Annotated in this window: 5 protein-coding genes, 21 tRNA genes, 3 rRNA genes and 1 pseudogene; all 30 read right to left on the reverse strand. The window is 47.2% G+C overall.

What is annotated here, in order from left to right; genetic code table 11:
• Positions 1–11: 11 nt before the first annotated feature.
• On the reverse strand, positions 12–2,408 hold the full coding sequence (glgP, locus tag ABZM97_RS15525; protein WP_253268509.1) for a glycogen phosphorylase GlgP: 2,397 nt from the start codon (positions 2,406–2,408) through the stop codon (positions 12–14).
• Entirely contained in the window at positions 2,395–3,849 is a 1,455-nt protein-coding gene (glgA, locus tag ABZM97_RS15530) for a glycogen synthase GlgA (RefSeq protein WP_087992934.1), read from the reverse strand. Before glgA ends, glgP begins: the two co-directional genes overlap by 14 nt.
• Complete coding sequence (gene glgD / locus ABZM97_RS15535) at positions 3,846–4,877, reverse strand: glucose-1-phosphate adenylyltransferase subunit GlgD (protein WP_087992935.1); 1,032 nt, start codon at positions 4,875–4,877, stop codon at positions 3,846–3,848. Before glgD ends, glgA begins: the two co-directional genes overlap by 4 nt.
• 22 nt (positions 4,878–4,899) lie before the next feature.
• The gene (locus tag ABZM97_RS15540; RefSeq protein WP_087992936.1) at positions 4,900–6,042 is read right to left on the reverse strand and encodes a glucose-1-phosphate adenylyltransferase; all 1,143 of its coding nucleotides are present in this window, start codon (positions 6,040–6,042) and stop codon (positions 4,900–4,902) included.
• Positions 6,039–7,922: a 1,4-alpha-glucan branching enzyme gene (gene glgB, locus ABZM97_RS15545; protein WP_367386933.1), complete on the reverse strand. Its 1,884-nt coding sequence runs from the start codon at positions 7,920–7,922 to the stop codon at positions 6,039–6,041. The genes ABZM97_RS15540 and glgB overlap by 4 nt, the downstream gene beginning before the upstream one ends.
• 323 nt (positions 7,923–8,245) lie before the next feature.
• Positions 8,246–8,665, reverse strand: a pseudogene (gene tnpA, locus ABZM97_RS15550) (IS200/IS605 family transposase).
• Positions 8,666–8,876: 211 nt separating this feature from the next.
• Positions 8,877–8,948, reverse strand: a tRNA-Glu gene (locus ABZM97_RS15555).
• 30 nt (positions 8,949–8,978) lie between these two features.
• Positions 8,979–9,069 (reverse strand) — tRNA-Ser (locus ABZM97_RS15560).
• A 3-nt stretch (positions 9,070–9,072) separates the two neighbouring features.
• Positions 9,073–9,147, reverse strand: a tRNA-Asn gene (locus tag ABZM97_RS15565).
• Positions 9,148–9,157: 10 nt separating this feature from the next.
• A tRNA-Ile gene (locus ABZM97_RS15570) sits at positions 9,158–9,234 on the reverse strand.
• 15 nt (positions 9,235–9,249) lie between these two features.
• A tRNA-Gly gene (locus tag ABZM97_RS15575) sits at positions 9,250–9,323 on the reverse strand.
• A 10-nt stretch (positions 9,324–9,333) separates the two neighbouring features.
• Positions 9,334–9,409, reverse strand: a tRNA-His gene (locus tag ABZM97_RS15580).
• Positions 9,410–9,430: 21 nt separating this feature from the next.
• Positions 9,431–9,506 (reverse strand) — tRNA-Phe (locus ABZM97_RS15585).
• Between the two features lie 15 nt (positions 9,507–9,521).
• Positions 9,522–9,598 (reverse strand) — tRNA-Asp (locus tag ABZM97_RS15590).
• 6 nt (positions 9,599–9,604) lie between these two features.
• Positions 9,605–9,681: transfer RNA gene (locus ABZM97_RS15595), tRNA-Met, on the reverse strand.
• A 17-nt stretch (positions 9,682–9,698) separates the two neighbouring features.
• A tRNA-Ser gene (locus ABZM97_RS15600) sits at positions 9,699–9,791 on the reverse strand.
• 6 nt (positions 9,792–9,797) lie between these two features.
• Positions 9,798–9,874 (reverse strand) — tRNA-Ile (locus ABZM97_RS15605).
• A 2-nt stretch (positions 9,875–9,876) separates the two neighbouring features.
• Positions 9,877–9,953, reverse strand: a tRNA-Met gene (locus tag ABZM97_RS15610).
• A gap of 20 nt (positions 9,954–9,973) precedes the next feature.
• Positions 9,974–10,046, reverse strand: a tRNA-Ala gene (locus ABZM97_RS15615).
• 5 nt (positions 10,047–10,051) lie between these two features.
• Positions 10,052–10,128 (reverse strand) — tRNA-Pro (locus ABZM97_RS15620).
• 15 nt (positions 10,129–10,143) lie between these two features.
• Positions 10,144–10,220, reverse strand: a tRNA-Arg gene (locus ABZM97_RS15625).
• A 9-nt stretch (positions 10,221–10,229) separates the two neighbouring features.
• Positions 10,230–10,315, reverse strand: a tRNA-Leu gene (locus tag ABZM97_RS15630).
• Between the two features lie 14 nt (positions 10,316–10,329).
• A tRNA-Gly gene (locus tag ABZM97_RS15635) sits at positions 10,330–10,404 on the reverse strand.
• A gap of 8 nt (positions 10,405–10,412) precedes the next feature.
• Positions 10,413–10,496, reverse strand: a tRNA-Leu gene (locus ABZM97_RS15640).
• Between the two features lie 10 nt (positions 10,497–10,506).
• Positions 10,507–10,582 (reverse strand) — tRNA-Lys (locus ABZM97_RS15645).
• A gap of 37 nt (positions 10,583–10,619) precedes the next feature.
• Positions 10,620–10,695 (reverse strand) — tRNA-Thr (locus ABZM97_RS15650).
• 32 nt (positions 10,696–10,727) lie between these two features.
• Positions 10,728–10,803 (reverse strand) — tRNA-Val (locus ABZM97_RS15655).
• Positions 10,804–10,825: 22 nt separating this feature from the next.
• Positions 10,826–10,941, reverse strand: a 5S ribosomal RNA gene (gene rrf, locus ABZM97_RS15660).
• A gap of 134 nt (positions 10,942–11,075) precedes the next feature.
• Positions 11,076–14,003 (reverse strand): 23S ribosomal RNA (locus ABZM97_RS15665).
• 233 nt (positions 14,004–14,236) lie between these two features.
• Positions 14,237–15,786: ribosomal RNA gene (locus ABZM97_RS15670) — 16S ribosomal RNA — on the reverse strand.
• Together the 16S, 23S and 5S rRNA genes with 21 tRNA genes alongside form the textbook arrangement of a ribosomal RNA operon.
• Positions 15,787–16,178 lie beyond the last annotated feature (392 nt).

Here is a 16,178-nt window from a genome sequence, read left to right on the forward strand (position 1 = left end):
CAGCGGCTTTTTCACATCATCGGCTGGATTCCCCAAATGTCTTTCGCATATTCCCGGATCGTGCGGTCACTGGAAAAATAACCTGAATGGGCAATGTTTACAATCGACCGCTCAGACCATTTCCGCCGATCGCGATAATCAGCTTGAATACGCTCCTGCGCATCCGCATATGAGCTGAAATCTTTGAGCACAAAATACTCATCATTATGCGGAAGCAGAGAGTCATAGATCGATTCAAATTCATCTGCTTCCCCTTCAAAAAAACCATTAATCAGCTGATCCGCCACCTGTCTGATTCTGCGGTCATGCTGATAATATTCCCTCGATCTATAGCCGCCGTTTTCCTGATACGATAAAACGTCATCCGCCTTTAAACCGAATGTGTAAATACAATTTGATCCCACCCGCTCAAGAATCTCAATATTTGCGCCGTCATGTGTGCCGATCGTCAAAGCGCCGTTCATCATGAACTTCATATTTCCTGTACCAGACGCTTCCTTGCTTGCGGTTGAAATCTGTTCACTTACATCCGACGCCGGAAAAATCCGCTCAGCCATAGAAACTCTGTAATTTTCCAAAAAAACAACCTTAATCAGCTGTTTGACTGCCGGGTCATAGTTAACCTTTTCTGCGACAGAATGGATCAGCTTAATGATTTTCTTGGCATAATGATAGCTTGGTGAAGCCTTAGCCCCGAAAATAAAGGTTTGCGGATAGATAGAAAATCCCGAGTCCTCCTTTAGACGGTTATACAAATACATAATATGAAGAACATTCAGCAGCTGCCGTTTGTATGCATGAAGCCGTTTCACCTGTACGTCGAATATGCTGTCAGGGTTCACAACCACCCCAGCCGTACAAAAAATCAAATCAGCAAGCTCTTGTTTTTTCCTGCTTTTGTTGTTTTGAAACTGCTCAATAAACGCGGGATCTGAGGCGTACGGTTCTAAGCGGATCAGTGATTCCGGCCGTTTTACCCATTCATTGCCGATCGCCTCCGTGATGACAGCAGACAGACCTGGATTCGCTTTTAGAAGCCAGCGTCTGTGGGCAATTCCATTCGTTTTATTGTTAAAACGATTCGGGAACAGCAAATGAAAGTCGCGCATCTCCCTTTCCTTTAAAATATCAGAATGGATTTTGGCAACGCCGTTTACACTGTAGCTGCCCACTATGGCCAGATGAGCCATTTTGACAACACCATGCGCCGTAACCGCCATGTCCTCTATCCTTTTCCAGTCTCCGGGATACTTTTCCCAAACCGCACGGCAAAACCTTTCATTGATTTCTTCAATAATCATATACATTCGCGGAAGCAGCGGCTTAAACAAATGAATCGGCCATTTCTCAAGCGCTTCTGACAATGTCGTATGATTAGTATAAGAAATCGTATGTACGGTGATATGCCAGGCCTCTTCCCAACTCATGTTCTCTTCATCAAGTAAAATCCGCATCAGCTCAGGCACCGCAAGCGCGGGATGGGTGTCATTAATATGAATGCTTACTTTTTTATGCAGGCCGGACATAGATTTATTCGTTTTGCGGTAATTGTTCACAATGCTTTTTAAGCTTGCGCATACTAAAAAATACTGCTGCTTCAGCCGTAAAATTTTCCCCTCGTCATGGGTGTCATCAGGATATAAAAATTCTGTAACGGCTTCTGTTTCCCGCTTATAAGACAAAATATTGCCGCCATGATAATGCGCATAGGGCTCGGCATTCCATAGCCTCAATGTATTGACGGTCCCCGTTTCATAGCCGATAATCGGAATATCATAAGGAACAGCGGTAACGATTGTAGCTTGTTCATGCCGAAAATGCAGGCGCCCGTTTTTTTCTGTCACATGCACCTCGCCCCAAAACGGTACGTCAACAGCCTGATCCGCATTTCTTACTTCCCATACGTTTCCGTTTTTCAGCCATTGTTCAGGCAGCTCCACCTGATGCCCGTCTACAATTTTTTGCTCAAACAAGCCGTGCTTATAACGAATGCCCATCCCGTGTCCCGGCAAGTTCAACGAAGCGAGAGAATCTAAAAAGCAAGCGGCCAAGCGCCCAAGCCCGCCGTTGCCCAGACCTGCATCGCTCTCTATCTGAAGGATCTCCTCTAAATTGATGCCGATATCTTTCAAGCCTGCTTCTACCACATCACGAACACCAAGATTCATTAAATTTTGTTCAAGGAGCTGACCGAGAAGAAATTCGATTGACAAATAATATGTCTGCTTTCCGCAATTGGACCTGCTCTTTTCATTCGTCTGGATCCACTCAGCGCTGATATACTCTCTGACCATATTGCCCAACGTTTTATATTGGTCCAGCTTGGCAGAGTCTCTAAAGCTTTTTCCGCACGTCATTTCCAGACGACTTAAAAATAAGGCTGCAAATCGTTCTTTACTCGAGAACATCCCGTCCACTCCTTGTCACATGCTCAAAAATGCGCTGATACTCTTTCGCTGACTGCTCCCAGCTGTAATCTGCGTTCATTGCGGTCTTCATGAGGCTCTTCCATACATCCTTTTGGCGATAAAACGACAGCGCCCGTTCAATCGTATATTTCAGATCATGCGCATTGAAGGCGGAAAACGTAAAGCCATTGCCCGATCCCTCTTCCTCCTGATAGGAATGAACAGTATCATAAAGACCGCCCGTCTCCCTGACAATCGGAATGGCGCCATATTGGAGAGCAATCAGCTGGCCCAAGCCGCACGGCTCAAATTTCGAAGGCATCAAAAACAAATCAGAGCCCGCATAAATTTGATGGGCAAGCAGCTCGTCAAATCCCATATACGCTCGGCACTTCTCATGAAAAGCAAATTCTGCATACCGGAAATAGTCTTCAAATTCACGTTCCCCTGTCCCCAGCACAATCAGCTGTATGTCCTGCTCCTCAAGGAGTTCGTGCATAATCCTGCGCACAAGATCAAGTCCCTTTTGCTTAGTGAGCCTAGTCACCATACTGATCAGCGGAATATCATTTCGCTCTGGAAGCCCCATCCGCCGCTGAAGCTTCGTTTTATTTTCTTCCTTGCATGCAAGATGCTCCGAATCGTAATGCACAGCTATATAAGGATCGCTCTTCGGCTGATATAAAGAATCATCAATGCCGTTTAAAATGCCGGTTACATCATTTTCCCTATATCGCAAAACCTGATCCAGCTGTTCACCGTAATAAGGCGTCAATATTTCATTTCTGTAAGTCGGGCTTACAGTTGTCACATGATCAGCCGCAATGATGCCCGCCTTCATAAAATTAACGAATCCGTTGCATTCTAACTTTTCATAATGAAAATGATCCATCTCAAGCCCTAGCAAGTCATGTGTGACATCAGGCGGAAAAATGCCCTGAAACTGCAGGTTGTGGATCGTGAGCACACTTTTCATCTGTTCATAAAAAGGATGTTTCCCGTATTCCTCTTTCAGCAAATAATTGACCATCGCTGTATGCCAGTCGTGAGTATGAACAATATCGGCTTGAATATTTACAGCTTCGACGGCCTCCAGCACAGCTCTAGAAAAAAAAGCAAAGCGTTCACCGTCATCATCATACCCGTACAACGAATCCCTGTTAAAATAATATTCATTGTCGATGAAATAATAATTCACATCATCATCGGCCATATATTCAACCCCGCAATATTGCTGACGCCAGCCGACGGCTACCGTACACTCAGCCGCTTTTCTCATACACTTTTTCCAGCGTTCAGGTATTTGGCTGTACTTCGGCAATATCACAGCTACTTCATTGCCTAATCGCGCAAGTGCCTTTGGCAGAGCGCCGGCTACATCGGCAAGACCTCCTGATTTAACAAACGGGGTGCATTCAGATACAGCAAACAATATCTTCAAGAATTCATCAGCTCGCCTTGCACCAAACCTTTTCTTAATACAAGCGGCTGCTCGGCTGTTCCCGCAGCCTCAGTCGAATTGCCGATTTTAACGTCCTTATCAGAAATAACCTGCTCAAGCAGACACTCCTCGCCAATCTGCGTTTTTTGCATAATAATGCAGTTTTTTAGCTTCGTTCCCTTTCCGACATGAACCCCCCTGAACAAAATGCAGTTTTCAATCTCTCCTTCAAGCACACAGCCATTTGCCACCAAGGCGTTTTTAACAGTGCTGTGTTTTCCGTATTTCGTCGGCGGCTCATCCTTCACTTTTGTATAGATCGGCTGCTGCGGCAAAAACACCTGCTGCCAAAAACGAGGCTGAATGAGTTCCATACTGTGGGTATAATATTTTTCCACCGAATCAATGACAGCGGCATAACCTGAATACTCATAAGGGCAAATGGTCAAGGCGGAAGCTTCCTTTTCAACAGCCTCCTGAATGGTTTTATAGCCTTTTTCACGATGTCCATAGATCAGGTCCTTCAAAAGCGTTGTAGACATGATATAGATTTGCAGCGACTGGCCGTCCTGAAATACCTCTGTGATGTCGCAGCCAACCTCCTGATGGCGTTTCAGCACAAATTGAAATTGAATGTTGCAAACGGTATGACTGTTGGAGATGACAGCATATTGCTGTGTGCTTCTGTGGAAGTAATCAAGATGGTCTGAAAACTGGCGGAAAGAACCGAATTCATCATATTCTTGATGAAGGTGGGGCGACGGGAAAAAAAAGAGACCATCCTTTTTTCGATGCAAATCCCATTCCTTACCCGCTCCAAGATGATCCATAAGCGAACGGTAGCGATACTTCGGAAAAATCGCGACACTCCTAATATCCGCATTTACCATGTTGGAGAGCATAAAATCGATCAGACGGTACCTGCCGGCAAAAGGGATTGCCCCCAGCGACCGCTGTGCCGTTAAATCCTGAAGAGAATGCTTATATGTGGTTTCATCTATAACACCTAACATTTGATTATTAAACACTGACTCTGCCCCCTCTTCAGTATTAGATCCATTCTTTTTCTACAAATTCCCCGGAAACGAGCAGCACCTCCTGAATGTCTTTTTCAGACTGAATTACTGCGCCATCCGGAAGCACCAGACCATTAGGAACAATGGCATTTTCAATCACCACATGCTCGCCAATCGTCACATCCGGCATAATAACCGACGACGTGACAGTCGCATGCTTACCGACAGTAACACCTTGAAAAAGAACGGAATGAGTCACATTTCCATACACAACACACCCTTCATTCACAAGCGAATCATGAACCTGTGCGTCAGATGAAATAAATTGCGGAGGCTGATTCGGATTGACGGAGTAAATTTTCCATTTCCGTTCAAAAAGCTTCAGCTCCGAGTCCTCTCGTAACAAATCCATATTGGCTTCCCACAAGCTCTGCACTGTTCCGACATCCTTCCAATATCCTTTGAACGGATAAGCAGATAGCTTCTTTTTCTCCTCTAAAAGCATAGGAATAATGTCTTTGCCGAAGTCGTGGCTTGAATAAGGATTTCGGTCGTCCATCTCAAGATACTGTTTTAAAAGCGGCCAATTGAATATATAAATTCCCATTGAGGCAAGATTGCTCTTAGGGAATTTGGGCTTTTCATCAAAATGTGTGATCGTCCCATCTGCATTGGTCTTCATGATACCGAACCGGCTTGCTTCCTCCCAGCCCACTTCGATGACAGAGATCGTTACATCCGCTTTCTTTTCAATGTGAAAATCAAGCATTTTGCCGTAGTCCATTTTATAGATGTGATCTCCTGATAAAATCAGCACATACTCAGGATCATACTGATTCAAATAATTGAGATTTTCATAAATGGCGCTTGCTGTCCCTTTATACCATTTGACTTCTGATGACTCGGCATAAGGGGGTAAAACCGTCACGCCGCCATTATGTCTGTCAAGGTCCCACGCACTGCCGATTCCAATATAGGAATTCAGCTCAAGCGGCTGATATTGTGTTAAAATCCCGACTGTGTCTATGCCTGAATTGGAACAGTTGCTGAGCGTAAAATCAATAATTCTGTATTTTCCCCCGAAAGAAACAGCCGGTTTGGCCATATTTTTAGTTAATCCGCTGAGACGGCTGCCCTTCCCGCCGGCAAGGAGCATGGCTACACATTGTTTTTTCATCTTTTTATCTCTCCTCTTTTTTTAACCGCCCGTAAAATCGAAATGCCGTAAGGGGGAATGGTCATCGTGATATAACCCGGTTTATGATGTAAAGCTCCCGTTTTGGACGCTAACGGCTTTTTGTTAATTTGTCCTGAGCCCCCATATGTTTCACTGTCGCTATTCAGCACTTCGATGTATTGGGTAAGAAAAGGAACTCCAACATCATATTGATGATAGACTGCGGGTGAAAAATTACAAATGATGACAAGCGCCTCACCGTGCCTTTTGCCATATCGAATAAAAGAAAAAATCGATTGTTGGTCATTATGGACATCAATCCATTCAAATGACTGTGCACGATGATCATGTTCATAAAGGATTTTGCTTTTTTGATAAAAACGGAGAAGATCTTGCGTAAAAACGCTGGCTTTCCGATGTATGGGGAAGGAGTCCAAAAACCAATCAAGCTGCTCTGTGTCTTTCCATTCATCAAATTGGGCAAATTCTGTTCCCATAAAAATCAATTTCTTTCCGGGATGAACCGTCATATAACCGAGCAAAAGCCGATACTGGGCAAATTTCTGCCAATAGTCGCCAGGCATTTTATTAAGAATTGATTTTTTTCCGTAAACGACTTCATCATGAGAAAATGGCAATACAAAATGTTCACTAAACGCATACAGTAATGAAAAAGAAATAAGCTGATGACAATACCGCCTTTCTTCTGGCGGCGTCTCCATGTATTTCAGTACGTCATTCATCCAGCCCATATTCCATTTAAAATGAAAACCGAGCCCCCCTTCCTCAGCGGCACTCGTCACTTGAGGCCATTCCGTCGAATCTTCCGCAATCATCATGACATGCGGATATGCCTCTCTCATCGTTTGATTGAGTTTTTTTAAAAACCCAACAGCATATGGATTCGTGTGGCGTTCATCCTGATTTGGCCAATACAGGATATTAGCCACTGCATCAACCCTAAATCCATCTATATGATAGAGTTCCGCCCAGTACAACGCATTAGAAATTAAAAAACTATGAACTTCCGGTTTTCCCAAGTCAAAGTTTGCTGTTCCCCATAGCCAGTTCTCCCGATCACGTTCATCTTGATATTCATAAAGAGGCCCTCCATCAAACATATAAAGGCCATGTGCATCTTTACAAAAATGTCCGGGGACCCAATCCAGAATGACTCCGATGTTTTCTTGATGGCATTCATCGACAAACCTCATCAAATCATGAGGCGTGCCAAACCTGCTTGTCGGGCTGTAGTACCCCGTTCCTTGGTATCCCCAGGAACGATCATAGGGGTGCTCATATACCGGGAGCAGTTCGATATGGGTAAACCCATGCTTTTTGATATAAGGAATAAGCGACTGACTTAAATCTTTATAAGAGTAATGCCTGCCATCAGAATGTTTCTTCCAAGAACCGAGATGAAGTTCATAAATAAAAAGTGGTTTCTCATACAGCGTCTTAACCTTTTGTTTCTTTTGCCATTTATGATCTTGCCAGCTGTATCCTGTCAGATCATAAGTCAGTGACGCTGTATGAGGCCGGACTTCTGAATAAAAGGCGTATGGATCTGCTTTCAGCCTGATCTCACCGCTATGAGTCACGATTTCATACTTATATCGTTCCTGTTCTGCCAAGCCCGGAATAAATAAAGTCCAAATGCCGTTATCGTTCACTCTATGCATCACATGCTGTTCTCCTGACCAGCTGTTAAAATCCCCAGCTACTCGAACTTCTGACGCATGAGGCGCCCACACACAGAATTCATATCCGCTTTGGCCATTCAGCTCACGATAATGCGAGCCAAATAGCTGATAGCTTCTAAACAGACTGCCTTCGTGATAAAGATAAACATCATGTGCTGTCGGGCTGGCAGCGGTCATGTAATCATCCTTTCTGACATCATAGTTTTTATATATAGTATTTATTCGAAGAAATAAAAAAAAGCCCTTTCATGAAAGCGCTTATACTTATTGACATTTAAATTCATTTTCTGAAGAAAAACGAAATATATGGAGATTTTTGTTGTTTTTTTATAGAATAAAGCATGAAATCTATCATGAATTATATAAAATAATGACCACCCGTGATAACGGGTGGTTTTCTCTGCGGCTGAAAGCCTTTGTTACTGACCAAACCCTAAAGGGCTTCTGAATGGTTCGCCTTATGTACTACTTCTACTGGCGAGACCTCAAAGGCCTTCTCCCTATTTCCTTTTCTTTTTCTTGACCTCTTCACCTGTGAATGGATCGATATATTCCATCATTGTTAATTGTTCTGCCACGATATCATCTTGTATCTGATTTCGTATATATTCTTCGTTTACCTTCTCCCAACCGTATCTACATAATATCAAGTACACCAAAATTTCCGGTTCCCATATCTGTATTTCAAATTTGCGTGACGATCAAATATCATTAAACTACTTTTTCCTTTCAAATATCCTATGAATGCCTATTCACTTATCACTGGCGGAATGCTCACTAACATATGGATCTATTTTGCACGCTGTTGCTTCGATAACCTCGACACCTTTTCTTTCACGTAGGGTACCGAAAATTCCCCCTATATCTTTTTTGATTTTCCCATAAATGACTTGTCTTCTGTACTTCGGGGCAATTACGATGTGATACTATGTGTGTGCTAGACTATTACTGTCTTTTGACATTATAACTCCTCCGTATGCTCATATTTTGGTTGGCGAACCAAAAATATTTAGCACCTCGGAGGAATGTTTTTTTATAACGCGCTGGAAGCTTTTTGGAATCATAGGCCTAGCCGAGGGTTTTCTTTTCCACAATAAAAAACCTTGCAGAATATGCAAGGTTTTTGGATGATGACCCGTACGGGATTCGAACCCGTGTTACCGCCGTGAAAGGGCGGTGTCTTAACCGCTTGACCAACGGGCCGATGATTGAGAACTTCTAACTGTAATCATATGGCGGAGAAGGAGGGATTTGAACCCTCGCGCCGCTTACACGACCTACACCCTTAGCAGGGGCGCCTCTTCAGCCACTTGAGTACTTCTCCATTTGGCTCCACAGGCAGGATTCGAACCTGCGACCGATCGGTTAACAGCCGATAGCTCTACCACTGAGCTACTGTGGAATATAAATCATGGTGGGCCTGAATGGACTCGAACCATCGACCTCACGCTTATCAGGCGTGCGCTCTAACCAGCTGAGCTACAGGCCCATGACAATATAGAAATGGAGCGGGTGATGGGAATCGAACCCACGACATCAGCTTGGAAGGCTGAGGTTTTACCACTAAACTACACCCGCAATTTTTATTTGGGGCGATTGATGGGAATCGAACCCACGAATGCCAGAGCCACAATCTGGTGCGTTAACCACTTCGCCACAACCGCCAAAACATATATATTGATAAATGGTGGCTCGGGACGGAATCGAACCGCCGACACACGGATTTTCAGTCCGTTGCTCTACCAACTGAGCTACCGAGCCTAAGTATTATTTAAATGGCGGTCCGGACGGGACTCGAACCCGCGACCTCCTGCGTGACAGGCAGGCATTCTAACCAACTGAACTACCGGACCATTTTTTGGTTGCGGGGGCAGGATTTGAACCTGCGACCTTCGGGTTATGAGCCCGACGAGCTACCGAACTGCTCCACCCCGCGATGATTAAGAATATATATGGCGGAGGAAGAGGGATTCGAACCCCCGCGGGCTTTGACACCCCTGTCGGTTTTCAAGACCGATCCCTTCAGCCAGACTTGGGTATTCCTCCGTATAATGGTGGACCTTGTAGGACTCGAACCTACGACCGGACGGTTATGAGCCGTCTGCTCTAACCAACTGAGCTAAAGGTCCATTGGTAGCGGCGGAGGGGATCGAACCCCCGACCTCACGGGTATGAACCGTACGCTCTAGCCAGCTGAGCTACACCGCCAAATATTTATTAAAACCGAGTGGAGCCTAGCGGGATCGAACCGCTGACCTCCTGCGTGCAAAGCAGGCGCTCTCCCAGCTGAGCTAAGGCCCCAAGAATGGTCGGGAAGACAGGATTCGAACCTGCGACCCCATGGTCCCAAACCATGTGCTCTACCAAGCTGAGCTACTTCCCGATTACATGTATATCATGGCGCGCCCGAGAGGAGTCGAACCCCTAACCTTTTGATCCGTAGTCAAACGCTCTATCCAATTGAGCTACGGGCGCAAAACTTAATGCCGAGGGCCGGACTTGAACCGGCACGGTAGTCACCTACCGCAGGATTTTAAGTCCTGTGTGTCTGCCAATTCCACCACCCCGGCGTGGATGGTATAGTTGGAGCGGAAGACGGGATTCGAACCCGCGACCCCCACCTTGGCAAGGTGGTGTTCTACCACTGAACTACTTCCGCAGAAATGATGCGGATGAAGGGACTTGAACCCCCACGTCTGTAAAGACACTAGAGCCTGATTCTAGCGCGTCTGCCAATTCCGCCACATCCGCAAGATATAAATGGTGAGCCATGAAGGACTCGAACCTTCGACCCTCTGATTAAAAGTCAGATGCTCTACCAACTGAGCTAATGGCTCTTCTTACAAGAGACTTGAATATTATATCATATAAAAGTGGTGCCGGCAAGAGGACTTGAACCCCCAACCTACTGATTACAAGTCAGTTGCTCTACCAATTGAGCTACACCGGCATATATGTAAAACCGATATGTATAATGAAGAATGGTGGAGGATGACGGGCTCGAACCGCCGACCCTCTGCTTGTAAGGCAGATGCTCTCCCAGCTGAGCTAATCCTCCATAATTGCACTATCGTGCAATTGCTTGGCGGCGTCCTACTCTCACAGGGGGAAACCCCCGACTACCATCGGCGCTGAAGAGCTTAACTTCCGTGTTCGGCATGGGAACGGGTGTGACCTCTTCGCTATCGCCACCAAACAAATGCCTTCAGGATGAAGGTACTGGGCGTTTCTCACAGGATGTGAGAGCCCTTAGCGGAGTTTCCTTGCTTTTCCGCCTTTTAGAGAGATGTTCTCTCAAAACTAGATAACAGATGTGACATCATTCAAAGTGTGGTTAAGTCCTCGATCGATTAGTATCTGTCAGCTCCATGTGTCGCCACACTTCCACCTCAGACCTATCAACCTGATCATCTTTCAGGGATCTTACTTCCTTGCGGAATGGGAAATCTCATCTTGAGGGGGGCTTCATGCTTAGATGCTTTCAGCACTTATCCCGTCCGCACATAGCTACCCAGCGATGCCCTTGGCAGAACAACTGGTACACCAGCGGTGCGTCCATCCCGGTCCTCTCGTACTAAGGACAGCTCCTCTCAAATTTCCTGCGCCCGCGACGGATAGGGACCGAACTGTCTCACGACGTTCTGAACCCAGCTCGCGTACCGCTTTAATGGGCGAACAGCCCAACCCTTGGGACCGACTACAGCCCCAGGATGCGATGAGCCGACATCGAGGTGCCAAACCTCCCCGTCGATGTGGACTCTTGGGGGAGATAAGCCTGTTATCCCCGGGGTAGCTTTTATCCGTTGAGCGATGGCCCTTCCATGCGGAACCACCGGATCACTAAGCCCGACTTTCGTCCCTGCTCGACTTGTAGGTCTCGCAGTCAAGCTCCCTTGTGCCTTTACACTCTGCGAATGATTTCCAACCATTCTGAGGGAACCTTTGGGCGCCTCCGTTACCTTTTAGGAGGCGACCGCCCCAGTCAAACTGCCCACCTGACACTGTCTCCCCGCCCGATAAGGGCGGCGGGTTAGAAGGTCAATACAGCCAGGGTAGTATCCCACCGATGCCTCCACCGAAGCTAGCGCTCCGGTTTCCAAGGCTCCTACCTATCCTGTACAAGCTGTACCAACATTCAATATCAGGCTGCAGTAAAGCTCCACGGGGTCTTTCCGTCCTGTCGCGGGTAACCTGCATCTTCACAGGTACTATAATTTCACCGAGTCTCTCGTTGAGACAGTGCCCAGATCGTTGCGCCTTTCGTGCGGGTCGGAACTTACCCGACAAGGAATTTCGCTACCTTAGGACCGTTATAGTTACGGCCGCCGTTTACTGGGGCTTCAATTCGCACCTTCGCTTACGCTAAGCGCTCCTCTTAACCTTCCAGCACCGGGCAGGCGTCAGCCCCTATACTTCGCCTTACGGCTTCGCAGAGACCTGTGTTTTTGCTAAACAGTCGCCTGGGCCTATTCACTGCGGCTCTCTCGGGCTTGCACCCTAACAGAGCACCCCTTCTCCCGAAGTTACGGGGTCATTTTGCCGAGTTCCTTAACGAGAGTTCTCTCGATCACCTTAGGATTCTCTCCTCGCCTACCTGTGTCGGTTTGCGGTACGGGCACCTCTCACCTCGCTAGAGGCTTTTCTTGGCAGTGTGGAATCAGGAACTTCGCTACTATATTTCGCTCGCCATCACAGCTCAGCCTTATGGGAAACGGATTTGCCTATTTCCCAGCCTAACTGCTTGGACGCGGATATCCAATACCGCGCTTACCCTATCCTCCTGCGTCCCCCCATTACTCAAATGGTGAGGAGGTGGTACAGGAATATCAACCTGTTGTCCATCGCCTACGCCTTTCGGCCTCGGCTTAGGTCCCGACTAACCCTGAGCGGACGAGCCTTCCTCAGGAAACCTTAGGCATTCGGTGGAGGGGATTCTCACCCCTCTTTCGCTACTCATACCGGCATTCTCACTTCTAAGCGCTCCACCAGTCCTTCCGGTCTGGCTTCACAGCCCTTAGAACGCTCTCCTACCACTGTTCGAAGAACAGTCCGCAGCTTCGGTGATACGTTTAGCCCCGGTACATTTTCGGCGCAGAGTCACTCGACCAGTGAGCTATTACGCACTCTTTAAATGGTGGCTGCTTCTAAGCCAACATCCTGGTTGTCTAAGCAACTCCACATCCTTTTCCACTTAACGTATACTTTGGGACCTTAGCTGGCGGTCTGGGCTGTTTCCCTTTCGACTACGGATCTTATCACTCGCAGTCTGACTCCCAAGGATAAGTCATTGGCATTCGGAGTTTGACTGAATTCGGTAACCCGGTAGGGGCCCCTAGTCCAATCAGTGCTCTACCTCCAAGACTCTTACCTTGAGGCTAGCCCTAAAGCTATTTCGGAGAGAACCAGCTATCTCCAGGTTCGATTGGCATTTCACCCCTACCCACACCTCATCCCCGCACTTTTCAACGTGCGTGGGTTCGGGCCTCCATTCAGTGTTACCTGAACTTCACCCTGGACATGGGTAGATCACCTGGTTTCGGGTCTACGACCACGTACTCATGCGCCCTATTCAGACTCGCTTTCGCTGCGGCTCCGCATCTTCTGCTTAACCTTGCACGGGATCGTAACTCGCCGGTTCATTCTACAAAAGGCACGCCATCACCCGTTAACGGGCTCTGACTACTTGTAGGCACACGGTTTCAGGATCTGTTTCACTCCCCTTCCGGGGTGCTTTTCACCTTTCCCTCACGGTACTGGTTCACTATCGGTCACTAGGGAGTATTTAGCCTTGGGAGATGGTCCTCCCGGATTCCGACGGAATTTCACGTGTTCCGCCGTACTCAGGATCCACTCAGGAGAGAACGAAGTTTTGACTACAGGGCTGTTACCTTCTATGGCGGGCCTTTCCAGACCTCTTCATCTACCTCGTTCTTTTGTAACTCCATACAGAGTGTCCTACAACCCCAAGAGGCAAGCCTCTTGGTTTGGGCTGATCCCGTTTCGCTCGCCGCTACTCAGGGAATCGCATTTGCTTTCTCTTCCTCCGGGTACTTAGATGTTTCAGTTCCCCGGGTCTGCCTTCTCATATCCTATGAATTCAGATATGGATACCACTCCATTACGAGTGGTGGGTTTCCCCATTCGGAAATCTCCGGATCAAAGCTTGCTTACAGCTCCCCGAAGCATATCGGTGTTCGTCCCGTCCTTCATCGGCTCCTAGTGCCAAGGCATCCACCGTGCGCCCTTTCTAACTTAACCGTTAAAAAGAATCACTATGTGATATCTTGTATTACTAATTGAATGTGATGTCTACTGTTATCTAGTTTTCAAAGAACAACGTATAGGACATGCTAACACATGCGTTCCCACAGATGTGGCGCATTTAGCAGGTGTTCCTATGTTTTTGAAGGAATGATCCTTCAAAACTAAACAAGACAGGGAACGTTCTGTTTATAAGACCCAAGGTCTTATATTCCGTAATATATCCTTAGAAAGGAGGTGATCCAGCCGCACCTTCCGATACGGCTACCTTGTTACGACTTCACCCCAATCATCTGTCCCACCTTCGGCGGCTGGCTCCTAAAAGGTTACCTCACCGACTTCGGGTGTTACAAACTCTCGTGGTGTGACGGGCGGTGTGTACAAGGCCCGGGAACGTATTCACCGCGGCATGCTGATCCGCGATTACTAGCGATTCCAGCTTCACGCAGTCGAGTTGCAGACTGCGATCCGAACTGAGAACAGATTTGTGGGATTGGCTTAACCTCGCGGTTTCGCTGCCCTTTGTTCTGTCCATTGTAGCACGTGTGTAGCCCAGATCATAAGGGGCATGATGATTTGACGTCATCCCCACCTTCCTCCGGTTTGTCACCGGCAGTCACCTTAGAGTGCCCAACTGAATGCTGGCAACTAAGATCAAGGGTTGCGCTCGTTGCGGGACTTAACCCAACATCTCACGACACGAGCTGACGACAACCATGCACCACCTGTCACTCTGCCCCCGAAGGGGACGTCCTATCTCTAGGATTGTCAGAGGATGTCAAGACCTGGTAAGGTTCTTCGCGTTGCTTCGAATTAAACCACATGCTCCACCGCTTGTGCGGGCCCCCGTCAATTCCTTTGAGTTTCAGTCTTGCGACCGTACTCCCCAGGCGGAGTGCTTAATGCGTTAGCTGCAGCACTAAGGGGCGGAAACCCCCTAACACTTAGCACTCATCGTTTACGGCGTGGACTACCAGGGTATCTAATCCTGTTCGCTCCCCACGCTTTCGCTCCTCAGCGTCAGTTACAGACCAGAGAGTCGCCTTCGCCACTGGTGTTCCTCCACATCTCTACGCATTTCACCGCTACACGTGGAATTCCACTCTCCTCTTCTGCACTCAAGTTCCCCAGTTTCCAATGACCCTCCCCGGTTGAGCCGGGGGCTTTCACATCAGACTTAAGAAACCGCCTGCGAGCCCTTTACGCCCAATAATTCCGGACAACGCTTGCCACCTACGTATTACCGCGGCTGCTGGCACGTAGTTAGCCGTGGCTTTCTGGTTAGGTACCGTCAAGGTACCGCCCTATTCGAACGGTACTTGTTCTTCCCTAACAACAGAGCTTTACGATCCGAAAACCTTCATCACTCACGCGGCGTTGCTCCGTCAGACTTTCGTCCATTGCGGAAGATTCCCTACTGCTGCCTCCCGTAGGAGTCTGGGCCGTGTCTCAGTCCCAGTGTGGCCGATCACCCTCTCAGGTCGGCTACGCATCGTTGCCTTGGTGAGCCGTTACCTCACCAACTAGCTAATGCGCCGCGGGTCCATCTGTAAGTGGTAGCCGAAGCCACCTTTTATGTTTGAACCATGCGGTTCAAACAAGCATCCGGTATTAGCCCCGGTTTCCCGGAGTTATCCCAGTCTTACAGGCAGGTTACCCACGTGTTACTCACCCGTCCGCCGCTAACATCAGGGAGCAAGCTCCCATCTGTCCGCTCGACTTGCATGTATTAGGCACGCCGCCAGCGTTCGTCCTGAGCCAGGATCAAACTCTCCATGAAGTAATGGAGCGCAGATTAAGTTCGTCACTTCCTATGACAACATCTGCATGACCTGCATCGTGCAGGCCCCTGACTACGCACATCGCTGTGCGATTTATAAAAAATGAATTAACAGGTACGTTTTGTCTTGTTTAGTTTTCAAAGATCATCCATTGCCTCTCAACGAAGCAGCTTTACCAATATAACATTTCACTTCTTTATTGTCAACAACTTTTTTTAAATTGTTTTGAAGTTTCTTGTTTTGTCCGCTGTTCATCAGCGACGTTTAATAATATAACATCTGTATTTATTTATTGCAATAGTTTTGACGAAAAAAATTCTATAAAATAAATAAACTATAATCCTCCTCATGTCATCTATCGTGTATTTATCATATAACTATATTAAAAGAA

Source organism: Bacillus vallismortis, from assembly GCF_040784915.1.
Lineage (GTDB): Bacteria > Bacillota > Bacilli > Bacillales > Bacillaceae > Bacillus > Bacillus subtilis_G.